The sequence below is a fragment of the Nostoc cf. commune SO-36 genome (assembly GCF_023734775.1).
GTDB classification, from domain to species: Bacteria; Cyanobacteriota; Cyanobacteriia; order Cyanobacteriales; family Nostocaceae; genus Nostoc; species Nostoc commune_A.
The window spans coordinates 1-14714 of sequence record NZ_AP025733.1 but is presented as its reverse complement, the minus strand read 5'-3'; the positions used below and the strand labels follow the sequence as shown (position 1 = coordinate 14714).

General features: G+C 39.0%; 18 protein-coding genes and 1 pseudogene. 10 read left to right on the top strand and 9 right to left on the bottom strand.

All coding sequences use genetic code 11. The features are described from left to right. Positions 1-72 precede the first annotated feature (72 nt). Positions 73-879 (bottom strand): hypothetical protein, encoded by an 807-nt coding sequence (locus tag ANSO36C_RS30745; RefSeq protein ID WP_251960642.1) that lies wholly within the window; start codon positions 877-879, stop codon positions 73-75. 214 nt (positions 880-1093) lie between these two features. On the opposite strand from ANSO36C_RS30745, the gene ANSO36C_RS30740 reads away from it, so the two are divergent. The 3 genes from ANSO36C_RS30740 (at position 1094) to ANSO36C_RS30730 (ending at position 3086) form a co-directional block, all read left to right on the top strand. Next, on the top strand, positions 1094-1546 hold the full coding sequence (locus tag ANSO36C_RS30740; protein ID WP_225912893.1) for a helix-turn-helix domain-containing protein: 453 nt from the start codon (positions 1094-1096) through the stop codon (positions 1544-1546). Positions 1547-1705: 159 nt separating this feature from the next. Then, entirely contained in the window at positions 1706-2653 is a 948-nt protein-coding gene (locus ANSO36C_RS30735; protein WP_251960641.1) for a hypothetical protein, read from the top strand. Positions 2654-2774: 121 nt separating this feature from the next. Next, on the top strand, positions 2775-3086 hold the full coding sequence (locus ANSO36C_RS30730; RefSeq protein ID WP_251960640.1) for a YciI family protein: 312 nt from the start codon (positions 2775-2777) through the stop codon (positions 3084-3086). A 93-nt stretch (positions 3087-3179) separates the two neighbouring features. On the opposite strand, the gene ANSO36C_RS30725 is transcribed toward ANSO36C_RS30730, so the two are convergent. Further along, positions 3180-3617 (bottom strand): hypothetical protein, encoded by a 438-nt coding sequence (locus tag ANSO36C_RS30725; RefSeq protein ID WP_251960639.1) that lies wholly within the window; start codon positions 3615-3617, stop codon positions 3180-3182. 219 nt (positions 3618-3836) lie between these two features. On the opposite strand from ANSO36C_RS30725, the gene ANSO36C_RS30720 reads away from it, so the two are divergent. Then, positions 3837-4100 carry a hypothetical protein gene (locus tag ANSO36C_RS30720; protein WP_251960638.1) on the top strand — a complete coding sequence of 88 codons (264 nt, stop codon included), beginning with the start codon at positions 3837-3839 and terminating at the stop codon, positions 4098-4100. Positions 4101-4290: 190 nt separating this feature from the next. Here ANSO36C_RS30720 and ANSO36C_RS30715 read toward each other — a convergent pair whose 3' ends face one another. From ANSO36C_RS30715 to ANSO36C_RS30700, 4 genes are all read right to left on the bottom strand, one after another. Further along, complete coding sequence (locus tag ANSO36C_RS30715) at positions 4291-4791, bottom strand: hypothetical protein (protein WP_251960637.1); 501 nt, start codon at positions 4789-4791, stop codon at positions 4291-4293. Positions 4792-5023: 232 nt separating this feature from the next. Then, positions 5024-6091, bottom strand: coding sequence for a DEAD/DEAH box helicase (locus tag ANSO36C_RS30710; protein ID WP_251960636.1), 1068 nt, complete (start codon positions 6089-6091; stop codon positions 5024-5026). 337 nt (positions 6092-6428) lie between these two features. Next, the gene (locus ANSO36C_RS30705) at positions 6429-7571 is read right to left on the bottom strand and encodes an IS4 family transposase (protein ID WP_251960751.1); all 1143 of its coding nucleotides are present in this window, start codon (positions 7569-7571) and stop codon (positions 6429-6431) included. Positions 7572-7675: 104 nt separating this feature from the next. Further along, positions 7676-8530 carry an NERD domain-containing protein gene (locus tag ANSO36C_RS30700; protein WP_251960635.1) on the bottom strand — a complete coding sequence of 285 codons (855 nt, stop codon included), beginning with the start codon at positions 8528-8530 and terminating at the stop codon, positions 7676-7678. 132 nt (positions 8531-8662) lie between these two features. On the opposite strand from ANSO36C_RS30700, the gene ANSO36C_RS30695 reads away from it, so the two are divergent. The 3 genes from ANSO36C_RS30695 to ANSO36C_RS30685 are packed head-to-tail and all read left to right on the top strand — an operon-like array spanning position 8663 to position 10152. Then, positions 8663-9421: a hypothetical protein gene (locus ANSO36C_RS30695; RefSeq protein ID WP_323374632.1), complete on the top strand. Its 759-nt coding sequence runs from the start codon at positions 8663-8665 to the stop codon at positions 9419-9421. Positions 9422-9464: 43 nt separating this feature from the next. Further along, on the top strand, positions 9465-9815 hold the full coding sequence (locus ANSO36C_RS30690; RefSeq protein WP_251960749.1) for a DUF5674 family protein: 351 nt from the start codon (positions 9465-9467) through the stop codon (positions 9813-9815). After that, positions 9796-10152 carry a hypothetical protein gene (locus ANSO36C_RS30685; RefSeq protein ID WP_251960634.1) on the top strand — a complete coding sequence of 119 codons (357 nt, stop codon included), beginning with the start codon at positions 9796-9798 and terminating at the stop codon, positions 10150-10152. Before ANSO36C_RS30690 ends, ANSO36C_RS30685 begins: the two co-directional genes overlap by 20 nt. 395 nt (positions 10153-10547) lie before the next feature. Here ANSO36C_RS30685 and ANSO36C_RS30680 read toward each other — a convergent pair whose 3' ends face one another. Beyond that, entirely contained in the window at positions 10548-11168 is a 621-nt protein-coding gene (locus tag ANSO36C_RS30680) for a glutathione S-transferase family protein (RefSeq protein WP_251960633.1), read from the bottom strand. Between the two features lie 474 nt (positions 11169-11642). Here ANSO36C_RS30680 and ANSO36C_RS30675 point away from each other — a divergent pair, with 474 nt between their 5' ends. Further along, entirely contained in the window at positions 11643-12014 is a 372-nt protein-coding gene (locus tag ANSO36C_RS30675) for a hypothetical protein (protein ID WP_251960632.1), read from the top strand. Positions 12015-12566: 552 nt separating this feature from the next. Here ANSO36C_RS30675 and ANSO36C_RS30670 read toward each other — a convergent pair. Continuing rightward, on the bottom strand, positions 12567-13838 hold the full coding sequence (locus ANSO36C_RS30670) for a plasmid pRiA4b ORF-3 family protein (RefSeq protein WP_251960631.1): 1272 nt from the start codon (positions 13836-13838) through the stop codon (positions 12567-12569). Further along, entirely contained in the window at positions 13831-14007 is a 177-nt protein-coding gene (locus ANSO36C_RS30665; RefSeq protein ID WP_251960630.1) for a hypothetical protein, read from the bottom strand. The genes ANSO36C_RS30670 and ANSO36C_RS30665 overlap by 8 nt, the downstream gene beginning before the upstream one ends. 247 nt (positions 14008-14254) lie before the next feature. Here ANSO36C_RS30665 and ANSO36C_RS30660 point away from each other — a divergent pair, with 247 nt between their 5' ends. After that, the gene (locus ANSO36C_RS30660) at positions 14255-14509 is read left to right on the top strand and encodes a hypothetical protein (protein ID WP_251960629.1); all 255 of its coding nucleotides are present in this window, start codon (positions 14255-14257) and stop codon (positions 14507-14509) included. Next, a pseudogene (locus ANSO36C_RS30655) lies at positions 14506-14688 on the top strand (PIN domain-containing protein); the annotation flags it as partial. The gene ANSO36C_RS30660 and the pseudogene ANSO36C_RS30655, both read left to right, overlap by 4 nt. Between the last annotated feature and the right edge of the window lie 26 nt (positions 14689-14714).

Below are 14714 nucleotides of genomic sequence, written 5' to 3'. Positions count from 1 at the left end.
CAATGTTTGGAGAATAACGCCCAAAAAATACCTTAAAGTGAGCAGCAATTTCACTGCTGCCCACATGAGGCTTTACACTGTCACTAATTCTTGAAGAAGAGATCGCACTTCATGGTTGAAAAGCTGCTGTAATTCATTAGAACTCAGTTGTTCCAAGGGTCGGGATTGCAAGTATTCGTGAACTGGTTCAGCCAGCGATGTATCCACCATCGACAATGAGCGCACAGCATCAAGCACCGAGTTAGAATACTGCTGCTGGACTGAATAACGCCTCTTCACCCACCAGTTACCATCAGTGCATCCGACTTGCCCCAGTTTCACGCCGTTGTTGTTGTAAATGCCATCATTGAGAACTTCAAACCCATAATTCTGGCACTCGTTGAAGATATGCGCCATGATTAGGTTCTCAGTCGTGGGGGGTGTTGCTTCTTGTTCCTGCACAGGTAATGAACCGTCTTTGTAGTGAGTGCAGATGAAGCGATCGCAACGCATTAGAGTGCTGGCACGGAATACTTCTTTATCGTTGACCATGACTACCCAGCGTTGCGTTAAGTGGTTGTCGTCATGGCTAATGCTGGCTATCAGTTCATCACCAGCATAATATTCGTGATCCCCAAACGAAATTTCGACTATTCTGAGGAGTTCGGGAGCTATAACTTGGGCTTGGTCAGTGATGTAGTTGTTGAGTTCGGCTTGGGCTGTGGCTTGGTTGTCAACTTTCTGAAGCTGGGTGGATTGGTGGGTGATGATTGCGTTTACCCAGGTGTCAGCCGCTCTTTTGTCCCCGGTGGGTGTTACGCCGCGTTCAGTGGCGATTCTTTTGAGGCGGGGGAGATTATAGCGGGAAAGGGCTTGCTGTGTGTAGGTTGGATGGGTCATAATTAAGTTTCCTTATTATTAGGGACAGAGAAAGCGCTTCAGATTGGTAGTCGAGGGCGCTTTCTCTTTATCTTTTACTATTATGCGCTAATTTTTTAGCGCTGTCAAGAATATTTTAGCTATTAACGCTAATATATTAGCGTGTACATTACAAAGGAAGCGCTAAAAAGTTATGGTTTATATGGAGGATATTAATTTATGGGAGCTGCCATTTGTGGCACTTGAAGACAGAAACTCATTGCCGGATGAGCCTTGTGTTTACTTGGCAATCGATAAAGATAACTCGGTGCTGTACGTAGGTATGTCAGATAATTTAAGGCAGAAATGGAAAAGCCATCCTAAGCTAGAAGCCTTAAGTCGTCTTGAAGGCGTTAAAATCTCGTACATTAGAACCGAAGCTGAATTACTCAGAAAGCTAGAAAATGCCCTAATCAAAGTTTTCAAACCTCCGTTGAACTTAACGGAAGCACCCAAAAAAGGCATTGCAGCTTTAAGGGAAAAAATTGGATTAACTCAAAAGCAACTAGGTGATTTAGTTGGAGTTGATACTTCGACAATCAGAAATTGGGAATATGGCAAAGGGTCAGAAACTTTCGCAAAAGTAGCAAGACTTTGTAAAGTGCTGGAATGTGATATTGAAGATTTGTTTGAGGAAGAAGCAGTGTGATGATTGAACCTGCTGAAGAACCTCTTTTTGCTCTAACCTCTGTCTCATTTTATAAGCGATGCCTGCGGTGGGTTACGCCTACGCATTTACCATCTACATTCAAAAGCTGTGTTGCGATTGACTTTGAGCAAATACCATTGAGTTAGAGGAGGTGGAAACATGAATAAGCCACCTTCTAGGCGGAAAAAAACCACCCCTGCCGCATCTAATGACAGCACATTACCAAATGACCTTGTAGAAGAGGATATCTCCCCTCAAGAAAACCCAGCTACAGCAACAATTAACGTTACTGCTGTTGAAGTCCCAGAGTTAACCGAGCAGGAAATTAGCGATCGCCTGCACTTTGAGCGGAAAGTGGAACGGGCGTTTTTTGAAGCAGGGAAGGCATTGACTGAGTTACGCGATCGCAGATTATATCGTTCCACACACAAAACCTTTGAGGAGTATTGCCGCGATAGGTTTGGTCACAGCCGCCAAAAGTCGAACTACTTGATTGCAGCAGCTGATGTGTACGAAAATTTGACAACAATTTGTTGTCAAAACTCTGGGATTGAGGATTTGACAACAAATGGATCACAAATCTTACCTACCAGTGAAGGTCAAGTTCGACCAATGACGAAGCTAGAACCTCAAGAACAATGGCAGGTGTGGCAAGCGGCAGTGCAAGAAGCTGATGGCAAAGTGCCAACTGGCCGTGTTGTCAAAGATGTGATTGAGCGAATTCTAGAGCGTACTAAAGCCCCTAATCCTTACCACCTTGGCGAAGTTTGCCAAATCATTGTCAAAGATAATCCCGAACTCAGGGGTAAAGGTGGTTGCTGGTGCATCGTTAGCCATGTGGGTGAATTCACTTGTACAGTGGCAATGTGGGATAGGGAATACACAATGAGAATTGACCACCTCAAGTCACTGAATTACCTGGAATCGGAATGTCAGCAGATGCAGGAGATTAGCGATCGCATCAGTAGGTTATGGGAAAAAGGCAAGCTAGAAGCACCAACAGAGGCAGTGCTAAAGTGCTTGGGAGAACTGAAGCGCCCGTATTTGACTGAGTTTGAGGAAAAACTATTAGGTTTTATTGAACAAGAATATGGGATTGTAGATTAGGGCAGATTTAACCCGATCTTTGAACATACACTGGTGTTCATACAATCGCTATTTTTTAACACAGAAGTATTTCTTGGGTCATACAATCTGAACATGATCTCAAATCACCAACCAGAGTATTATGTCTAAACTTTTTGCCGTTGTGGTTGCAACCGTTCCAGAGTATTACGACTATAAATTGGCTCACCCAGAGCATGACCAAAATCAACTCGCTTGGTTTAATGAGCAACATGAGAAAGGAACACTACTGTGCTGTGGGCCGTTTTTTCCCCATGATGGAACTGGGCTTTGGGTAATCCAGGCAGAGAATCTTGAACAGGCTCAAGCTGTTGTAAACAGCAGTCCTCGTGTACGAGATGGTATGCTAGCGGACTCTGCTAGAGTTGTGGAGTGGGAAGTTCACATTGGGCGCGATCGTTTTGCTCCTGTGTGAATAATTAGAAGCAACAATTGCTAAATAACTTGAATACAAGCAGATAAACGCACAGTATAAAATTCTTATAATTGAGATTAAATATAAGCTCAGTTACCTTCTCATCCTCTTAGCTACTTCGTTTAACCCGCCTTCTTTAACACAAGTTGCACCGAGACTTTCAGTGTAAGTACCGTAGTCTTTGTAATGTTGTATTTTGATTAACATTACGTTGTTGTCGCTCCATTTACCTTTAATTTCGCTAATCTTTAATGTTTTAGGATCAAGGAAATGGTTTAAGTTGCCGCTTAGTTTTCCCCACCAGTAAGAGGCCCCAACCATTCGGGTATTAGTAAACTTAACGCCAGACATCTTAACGACTGAATTAGTTTCGGTGTTGAAAGAACATGCAGTATTAGTTTTGTTATCCAGTGCGATAATCAAATTATTATTACCCCCGAAGAATGACAAATCGTCATTTGTGCTGCTAGCTACAGCAGTTACAGGTAATAAAAACACCAAAATATTAAAAGTTACAAATAGTTTTTTCATTAGCTAAATTTTAATGTACCGAATAGTTTACTATCTTAGTTTGCTGTAAGACATCAGTATATTTATTTACCTGCTATTCGGTATAATAGCCTCGATATTGCTAACTGCTAGTCAAGCAAGCTCCTACTGACATTAAGGTGAGTTTGTGTCTGCCGAATCCTTGCAAAGGATAACCCCGAACTCAGAGGTAAGGGTGGCTGTTGGGGCATAGTCAACCATGTGGGGCAACTCAGTTGCACCGTCAGAACCTGGGATGGTGAGTATACAGTTGGGTTGCAACACCTAAAGTCTTACGATTACTTGCCTGCCGAGTGTGAGCAGATGCGGGTGATTTGCGATCGCATCAGTCGAGTGTATTCCGATTCGCTGGAAGAGACAGTCAAAAGTCTGTTGCAGTTATTGGGTAAGTTGAGCCGTCCTTATCTTACTGTTGTGGAAGAGAAGTTGTTAAGTGTTTTGGAGTCTGAATATGAGATAGGATAACCCTTTCACTGGGTAAGCCTACACAACACTGCATCAATTAATTTACTAGCTACAGTATTTAGATAGCTGAAGCAACGCAACTGATGGAGTGATCGAAGAATAGCGAATGTGCTAATAATTTTATAGAACTACATATCTATTTGAGATTTCAGATTCACGGTTATCTTATATGTTTAAAATTTACTATAAGCTAGAAACCAGGATAAAATTTTAATTCATCACTTAATCTTAATAACTCTTTTGTTACGCCTGTCTCATCATTTGCTATGTTAGTCATCCCAGTTCTCATGTACTTACGTTCAAAAGTCACAAAATTTGTAATTGTATCTAAAACAATAGGCTTTTCCTTAAAAATTGTTGCTCTCTTTTCTCCAGAAACGTAATAATATTTATAGTTCCCACCTCCATAATTACTTACATTTTGCACATAAAATTTTTGCCAAAGTATATGGATAGTTTTTTTAGTTGTAGGAAGCTGTTCATAATTAGAAAATTTATTAAACCCATAAAACTCACGCTTTCCTTTCACAATACAAAAAGCTAGTCCTTGATTTTTTTCGTCATCAATCCAGGATTTTGATGTTGAAAATCCACATTTATAAATATCTAAGGTATTGTCCCAATCATCATTTTCTAAATTCCAAACTTGAAGAAGTATTTTTATATTGTTAATTTTTTTAGTGGTAGACATATATACTGAAATTTATGCAATAATAAGTTACTACAAAAATAACCTAGTTTGTTGTTAAGTATCTCAGTATTTATACTAAAAAGATATAATAGTATCGTTGACCCTAAGATACTTTGTCCAACTTCTCCTTACAGAAGCTGTCCAAAATCTTCTTAAAGTCATACATCGGATACCCAAAACAGATACATCAAACAAACCTAGCGCTGTATAAGTGAGCGCTGGTTTCTATTAGTTACCTTATATCTATTGTTTCTCCAATATCTACTTTTGGAGGATAGTATTCAAATTGGAAGCTATTACCACTTTCCATTACTTTTCTCAATTCTTCGTAGAAAGGATGATTCCCATCAACACCACTTAAATTTACCCAAGCACGAGAGCGAGTTAATGCAACGAACAGTTGGTTTCTCAGTTTAATATCACTTTCATTACTAGCAATATTGTCTAAACCAACAATGTAAACCATATTTGCTTCATTGCCTTTTGCTCTGTGAATACGAGATACTGTGACTGCACCTTCATACCAAAAGTTATTCGCATTAGTATTTGGAAAAATTGGATTCAAAATATTAGACTCTAGTGCGCTAGGAATAAAAATCTCTACATTATGAGATATTAATGTTTTTGCTACTTTTTGTTCTAAGATTTGAGCATCTTGGCTATTTCCCAAAACAATTACTAGAATGTCATGGCTAGGTTTTAGAAGGTCATATTCTAGATTAGCTTTAACTTGATTGGCTAATACTTTTAATTCTTCTTCTCTATTTTTGTAAGTTTCAAATTTTATCAGTGGTGATTCTGTCCATATAGATGATATTGGATTACAAGAATTCTCAGAAGGACGAGATATAACAAGAACTTGTCCAATTTTTCGGAAGTCACCTGTTACTTCATATCCTATATCTTGCCATTCTTTTTTAGTGGTCAGCCCTGTTAACATACCTTCTTTTCTTAGCAAACCCATTCCAATTCCATGAGCCATTGTAAGAATAGGGCCGGGAGTCCGATAGCAACGAGACATTACTTCACTCTTTTTTATCCCACCAGGATACTGCCCTTTCAGCATGGAAGTTCCTAGTTCTTGCCCAAATAATTCTTTAGCTGTCGGAACTTTAAGGGCATCTAGACTTTGAGCCATGTCATAAGTCCAGATTAAACGCCTTTGTTCTTGTTTTTCAGGAGTTACAGGTCTTAATGTCTGCCATGCTAACCAGAAGATAGGTTGCTTACCTTCAAATTTAATTTCATCGCTATCTACAACTAAATCCATACCTTCGTCAATCAAAATTGCATCAAACATAGGCTGAATTTGGTGATTGAGAAGGATCTGTTTACATAGATAAGCTAATTTCTCTGGTGGGCTTAGTTTTGGAAAACTTGGATGTGGCCCATCTAAGACTGTACCTATATGATGAGTTTCTTTAACTAAAGAGTAAAAGCCAGGCTGTTTAGAACCTCGATCATCATTATCTATACTGTTAACTCCCCAAGCATGAAGTATTTTTAGCTTTGAGTTTGAATTAGTCGGGTCATACTGAAGTTCGCCGTCGCTAAATTGATGTAGCCAAAAGTTAATTTCTTTGATAATTAAGTTGTAGAGACTGCGTGTAAAGAATCTGAAGGGGGGACAAAATCAGCTACAAGACAGACTCTATAAGCTTCATAGCTCTTAGACCTTGTTGATAATACTTACATTTATTGCGATTTAATTTCATTAATTCCGTGACTAAATCCATACAAACATCCTTGAAATTGACCCAATTTTGACCATATAAGCCGATATAAAAACTACTATGTCTCCGTTCCGTTCGACCATGTTCTTTGATCCGAGCAATATATTTTTGTATTCCTTTACGTTTGATTTGTTGACCCTGAATTGTTGCAGAAGAGTAAGCAATTGCTATCAATAAAACTAGAGAAATAAAGCGTTCATCAGTTACATTAGTATCCTCTAAATTATAGCCTCCCTTCTTGAAATCTCTAAACATTTCTTCAATATCAAATCTTTGTTTATAGGCAGAAATAGCCAATTTTAACGCCTCAAAATTCGTTAAGATGAACCATCCTTCTTTCGGTGCTACTCCGTTAATTTTACGTTTCCATTTACAAGCAACGTTAAAGCTCATAAAACCGCGAGTCTTTGTTACCTTTACACCTTGAATAAAAAATGATACTCCTGGTTCTAATCCCAGACTGTTTAATTCCTGAAAAATATCTTTTTCAACCTCTACAAATTCGTTCTTTTTTAATCGCAAGCAAAAGTATACACCCAATGATTGAAGGTACTTAGCGAGTTTTACAGAACAAAATTCTCTATCACCTAATACACATATTTTATAGTTGTGAAAAAGTGGACTTACTTGAGACAATAGTTTTTGTTGCTCATCTATGTTACTACTCCCTAATTTGGGCAATAATTTAAAATAGATTGGAAATGCTCTTTTATCCCAAATGACACTCACCATAAACAAATTTATCCGACTCCAATTAGTTCTATCAATTGCTACATAAATTATTTTTTCATTAGTAAAATATATTGATAACCATTCTTTTATAATGGGAAACCAAATTTTTTCAATTGTTAAATTTGGTAATGAGAGAAATCTTTGTATTCTTTTTCTTCTACTCTCAAATTTAATTGGCAAAGGTATCCCATTCGCTAACCTTTCTAAATTCACATTTTTAATTGACTGTAAGATGTTCACCAAAATTTGGAGAAACAGGTATTCTGCTAGACTCAATTGACTTTTTAAGTGCTTTTGATAGAATAAAGGTATCATTTTCATTAGATAGGTCTTATTGACAATATCTGACCTATCTTTTTTTTACCATACATCGTTACATTCTTTACACGGTCTTGTTTTCAGCCTTGTTTGTCGCCCCGTCAGGTAAAGAATATTAAAGCTATATCCCAATCAGGATGTTTGAGGTGCATATTTGCAGCTTTTTGACAGAGCAGTACTGTTTTTCCTGAACCTGCGATCCCTGAGAACCTTTGAACACCAGGAGGAATTGTTTTTCCTATATGTTCTTGCTTTATATCTATTTCATACAGATATTTGTTTAATTTATCAATAGCAGCCTGTTTAAGATAAAGCTCAGGTGATGGTGGATTAATGGGGATTATTGGTACTGGTCGTCCGCTAATAACCAACTCTAAATTCTTCCATTGTGTTTTGTTCAATTGATTTCCTGGAATAACTAGAGAGCTATTACGAATTATTTTAAGTAAATCCTTTGGAGCTAGTTCATCTCCAAAAATGATAGGAACTTTAGCTGCAATCTGAGTAAAACTTTTCTCCTGCCACTGTTTCCTTGTAATATAAGGAAGAGCAACCATTGCTCTTCCTAAAACTTGATTCCATAAGTCATCTATTAAAATAAAATGACCCGTAACTGCTTTTAACTGTTTTTCAGCTTGTTTGTAAGGATGAATACTTGGAGAATAAAATCCTGGCTTCATTAGCCAATCATCTCCCTGAATTGCCTGTAAATCATCAATCTTGATTCCTTTGACTTCAATAACTATCAAGCCCAATTCTTTCTCAGCTATCAAAATGTCAGGCCGTCTAAGAACATTACTAAATTTTGGAGGGAACAGTGGATATTGCCAATAAGCTAAACACTCTTCTTGTTCTGCTTTTTGTTTAAAAGCTTGACATATAGCCTCCCAAACTATTTGTTCAGCTTTTTCTCCAGGTTCTCCCGTTAACTCTGTAGCGATAAATCTTTCTGACATATCAAGTGTCCTTAGCGTTATAGCCTTAGTAATCCCAAATTAAAAAAAAATTACAAATTACAGTAGTTTTCATCTACTTAAGTAGATCCCGCTTCAGCAACAATTACAGTTAGCGCTGTTGAAGTAACAGAGTTGACCCAAGAGGAGCAAAGCGATCGCCTACATCTGGAGAGGAAAGTGGAGCGGGCGTTTTTTGAGGCATGTAAGGCACTGGCAGAATTGCGCGATCGTCGGCTTTACCGTTCAAGTCACCGCACGTTTGAGGATTATTGTCGTGATCGCTTTGGGCATAGTCGTCGCCAGTCTTATCTTTTAATGGATGCGGCTGTTGTTTTTGATAACTTGGTTGAAATTTGTGATCAATTTGATCACAAATTGCCCACAGCAGAGGGACAAGTTCGACCCATGACAAAGCTTGAACCCCAGGAACAGCAGGAAGCATGGCTAAGAGCGGTAGAACTCGCTGGTGGGAAAGTGCCAACTGGTAGAATCGTCAAAGATGTGGTGCAAAGAATTATGGAGCGAACCCAAGTACCCAATACCTACCAGATTGGCGAAGTCTGCCAAATTCTTGCAAAGGACAACCCGGAACTGAGAGGCAAAGGTGGCTGTTGGGCAGTTGTCAGCACAGTGAATGACTTTAGTTGCACGGTGACAATGTGGGATGGGGAGTACGCCGTTGGGTTACAGCACCTGAAATCTTACAATTACTTGCCCGCCGAGTGTGAGCAGATGCGGGTGATTTGCGATCGCATCAATCGGGTGTATTCGAGTGGGCTTGAAGATTCGGTGCAGAAGTTTTTGGAGATGCTGGGGAAGTTGAATCGGGCTTATTTGACGGCGTTGGAAGAAAAATTGTTGAGTGTTCTAGAGTCTGAGATAAAAGATTAATGCAACAATGCTTTCTGTAATCTATTGTGGTAGGGGTGTAATATTGGTACTGATTATCAAAGAAAGGGCGACGCTAGAACAGGTTGAGCAAATGCTGCAAACTTTGGGACTTTATATCAAAATAGCAGTAGACATAGAAAGAGGTATTTTAGCGGGGGGAGGGGAAAAACACGCCTACTGTGAAGCAGCATTGCTTGAAGACGGTAGTAGACAGCGAGATATCTGGGGTGCGGATTGGACTCCCTTTAACCAATCAATCGCCTATGAATCGATTATTAACATACGTCCAAGCCAAAATAATCGCTCAATGGTAATTCAAGACCCAGCGATTCAAGAACGTGTTAAAAAAATAACTCAGGAGTTAATTGGTGGATATGAACCAGAATTTAGATGAAAAACAAGCACGGTTTCAAGGCGAAAATACATCACATCGCTTAGGTCATATAGCTTCTAATTTAGCTAGGCTGAGAACATTTTGTGACACTGCTTACCCTGAAGCGGTCAAAAGTGTTGCAGATGAAACTATGTGTTTTATTGAATGGACGGCAGCAGAAATTGAACCTGAATATGCTGAAGAACTGGTTAACATTCAAGTTCAACTGGCACGATGGAAATTAAAATTTGATAGTCTTTGGTCTGAAGAGAGTGAACGGAAAAATATGTCCGAGCAATCTAGTGCTTGGTCAGAACAAGTATTAGATATGTCAGGTTTGTTGTCCGAATCCATCTAAATCGCGTTCGCACATCGGAGAATGGGATGGGAGTATACGTATTGAATGTGGTCGTGACGGGAAACCATTTTATGTGAATAGCCCCCATGATAACCCGAAAAAAATCATGAAAACATTGAAGAGAAGTAGGGGGGAAGGTAATTTTGATTTTCTGATTGGTTCAGATCCTATTGAAAAGAATTTTTGGTAGATGCAATTAATTTGATTGTTCTGGTGCGTCATTATTAATAGGCATCATGTAAAAATAAGTTATACAAATTTAATCGGGAACGACTTGTGAGCTTAACTTCCTAATGAAAATTATTCAAATTATTTTTGCAAGGCTCCTAAGTAGGGTTTGCTTGAATAACTAACCAATCCTGATCTTTGCTTTCTTATTACTTTTTCAGCAACCTCTAAGTAGGGATCTTTTTTGGAATAGTTGATTTGACTGATTCACGCTCGTGTAATCTATTAAACCAGTCTCTCAAATAAGGATACTGAAGAAGCCAGTCTTCATTTAAGCGAAAGCTGTAGTAACCGAGGGAACATAACGCTGCCACATCTGCTGCTGTCCATGTTTCACCCTCTAACAAATATTTAGCTGAACGCAGTTGTCCATCAAAGATTGGTAAAAGGCGATTAATTAATGTTTCATATTTTTTTCGATAATAAGCAGGAGCTAGATCACCCATAAAATCTAGTACCCATAAACTGATAATATTGTCGCCTAAAGTATCTGCTAGTTGTTCCCATTTGCGGCACTCAAGCCGTATGTGAGGAGCGCTTGGGTAGAAGCTAGGCTGTGGATAAGTTTCGTCTAGATACTCCGCAATCAATGTAGAGTCCCAAATTACCGTGCCATCTTGATCTACAAACACAGGGACTTGACCAATAGGAGAAATTTCAAGGAATTCAGGGGGTTTATTGGCTAAATTAATTTCAAGGAATTCACAATCTAAATTTTTCTCTATTAAAAATATTCGGATTTTCCGAGAAAAGTTTGATTGCTGATGATAATATAACGTTCTATTCATAGATTTATTTTCACTCAAAAAGTGGGTCTAATAATAGACTGCATTCAAAAATAGTACCCCATCATTGCGACGTTCGCTCTTAGCGTTCCCGCAGGGTAGGAAGCAATCTCATGGACTCTCACTAAAACCGTTTTATCTTAATCTCTTAGGCATGGTAAACCATTGAGTTACAACACCTAAAGTTACTGAAATACCTGGAGTTGGAATGTCGGCAGATGCAGGTAATTTGCGATGCCTACGGTGTGCTGTTCGGTGTCGCACTATCAAACAGGTGATTCATACTCCTAATTTTTCGCACCTCACAAAATCGCGTTGCTCCCTCCCATGTTGTACTGTTCCACGCATAAAACCTGTCAAAAAGCTGCTTCTTAAACCCTGCTTTAATAAATGATTATCTTCAGATAATGTCCGTATATTAGTTAGTGAGTCTATGTTTTTGTAAATACATAAGTTTAAGTCGAGTGAGGAAAGAAAATGAATAAGTTCACCTGTTTAATGATTGTTGGGGCAGTATTGTCGATGAGTGCGCCAGCATTGGCTGAAAGTCGTGCGGTTAATATCAGTGTTGGCAGTATAGGTGGCGCTCTAGATAATGCTGCTTTGCGAACAGTTCGCCAAGTTATCGGGTTTGCGGTTGGTACTGGTACTGTTGATAAATTTATTGTATATAGCCCAAGAGAAGGCGCTCCTATTGCCATTGAAGGGGGGTTATCTGCTTGTGTTGAAGCTGGGTTCGGCGTAACTGATGCTAGATTTAATGGTTTTATCCAGCAGTTGCGTTCAATTACACCCCGCTCAGGAACTTTCCTCAATGTAGAACTGACTGCAAGCTGTAGACTCAACTAAAAATGTTGGCACTTAACCCTCTTGTGTCACTTTTGGAAAACATCATCAAAGCCTGATTCTGAAACTTTGAGTTAGTCAAGGTTTAAAGCTTTATTTTCTTCTAGAAACTAAAATTTTTCGCAAAAAACTGGAAGATAAAGCTCTCAAAACTTTGAGAGCGATAGGGTTCTCCTAGTTTGACACAAGAGGGTTAAGTGCTTTAGATACACTGATTCGTTTGACTTTCTTCCCCTGTGTTCTACACAGGGGATTCTTCCTCAGCAGCGAACTGCCAAGCTAAATCAGATGTGCAGCTGATAGCACCCTGGAACCAAATGGAATATGCATTATCTAAAGTCTTACAAATACTTGCCCCAGGAATGTGAACGGATGTGGGAGATGTGCGATGCCTGACGGCAAGCCACAAAGCGTCTACGCATCAATCGGGTGTATTCCGACTTAATAGAGGATATAGCCAAAAATCTGTTGCAGTCGTTGGGTAAGCTGAATAGACCTTATTTGACTGAGTTGGAAGATGTATGGATTGGAACGTAGCCAATCACAGTAGCAAATCTATTCCCAGCTTTCTTCTTCTTCACCATACTGCGCTGGCGGTTCACCATGAAATTCAAGAATCTTAGGCTTTTTCATTTTGTCATTAGCTGGTTCAATTTTCTCTACATATAAATCAAATTCCCATTCTTGCAGTAAATCAAAGATAAATTGTAAATGACTACCTACCTCTAAGGATAAATCGCCTAAACGAAAATCGCAGGTATCAGGGGGAATTTCGACAACAGGATGATTAAATTCCAAAGTTCTTCCTAAACGGTCTTTGTGAATAAATCTGTAAAGGTGTTCTGGGTCAAAATCAAATGCTTGCACAATTGCAGAGGTTACTTCATCCAAATTAAAGTAACTAGGAATAGCAATCCGTCGCCAAGCATTCTGTAAAGTGGCTTTAAATATATAAACACCCTCAGTAAAACCGCCTTCTGCAATCACTAATGTTTGTGACCATTCCGGGAAATAGGGTTGGAGATAAGGTTTTAAATTGTCAAAAGCTATGCGAAAATCTAACCGAAAAGTGGCGTAATCTTCTACTTGGATATTTGAGCGACTTTCTGTTAGTACAGCCATGAGAGCATTACCCCAACCCTTGGGGTTTACATGAGTAAAACACCAGCCTTTAGAGGCTTGTGGTTTTCCTGATGTCAGTTCAATTAATCCAAATAAATGTAAGAGAGCGAGATTGTGGAAACCAGGATAATAAACTAATTTATCTTGTTCTGAGTAATTATTAATTTTTAATCCTGATGATGGGAGATTGTTCCAAAATAATAAACAGCGATATGCTTGGTCAAACATATCTCTTTGGTCGCCTAAGAGTTCGCTTTCTCCCCAAACTAACCAAGATTCTAACAGTGTGAAATATTGTTCTGTGTAGTTTAATCCTTGCCAAATTTGCAGAATTTTTGGGTCTAAAACTAACTTGCTCTTTTTACCTTCGGTAATAACTTGAGACAGTCCAGAGGCGCGGAGAAGGAAATAAAGACCGTGAATATAAGGATAGGATTTTTGTACAGGACGTTTGAGGTTAATATCTATGGGATAACTCAATTGTGAGTTAAGTTGTTGGAGATATTTAAGGGATAATTGGTGATAAGTGCTACTAACTTCAACGCCGTTGGGTTGGAGAAATTCTAAAATAGTTTGAAAATCCCGCAGAATTGTTCCTGGAGTATTTTGACTAATAGTTTGCTGTTGAAGTAGTTCTTTTTTATCTTCCGTCAGTGGTAGTTTATCTCGGATTTGATCTGGAATGAGGGAAAATAGGTTACTCATCTGAGTTGAAAGGAGGAATTTGTATGGCGGTTAATCTCACAACTTGGCCATTTTGCCAAATGCTAATAGATTCTACTAGACGGCGATGTTTTTCAATAGTTTTCTTCATAGCGAGTTTAACACCTGCGTCGATTTGGCTAGATAATTTCTCAGAAATTGGCTTATTCATCTGAATGTCAGCAGATGCAGTTAATTAGCGATGCCTGCGGCGGGTTGCACTAAACATCAGTAGGTTACAGGAAAACAAGAACTTGGAAGAGGCTGCCCATGCTGTCTTAAAGCACTTGGGGGAGTTGAAGTAACCGTATTCGACTGATGTGGAAGAGAAACTGTTGAGTTTGATTGAGAAAGAATACGGCATCATAGATGAGGTACTACCCAATTCTTGATAAACCAAGGAATAGGAGAAAACAGTAATGCAAAGTATTAAGTTATGTTCTCATGTTGGGGCTGACGGCATTTTACACCTTAGTATCCCCACGGGGATAACAGACAAAGAAATAGAAGTAACAGTAATATATCAACAGCTAGAACCATCAGTGCCCCCGAAAACACCCCAAGAATTAGGATGGCCAGCCGGATTTTTTGAACAAACAGCTGGATCATTAGCGGATGACCCAATTCAAAGATATCCCCAAGGTGAGTATGACACTAGGGAGCCATTAGAGTGAGATTTTTGTTAGATACCAATGCTTGTATTGTTTATCTGAATCGTCCTATGTCTGCTGTGAGGCAGAGGTTAGAATCGCTATCACCAGCAGATATTGTTGTTTGTTCGGTAGTAAAAGCCGAACTATTCTATGGTGCAATGCGAAGTAATAATCCCACACGGACTTTAACATTACAAGAAGCTAGGACTTACGCATTGACAGAATA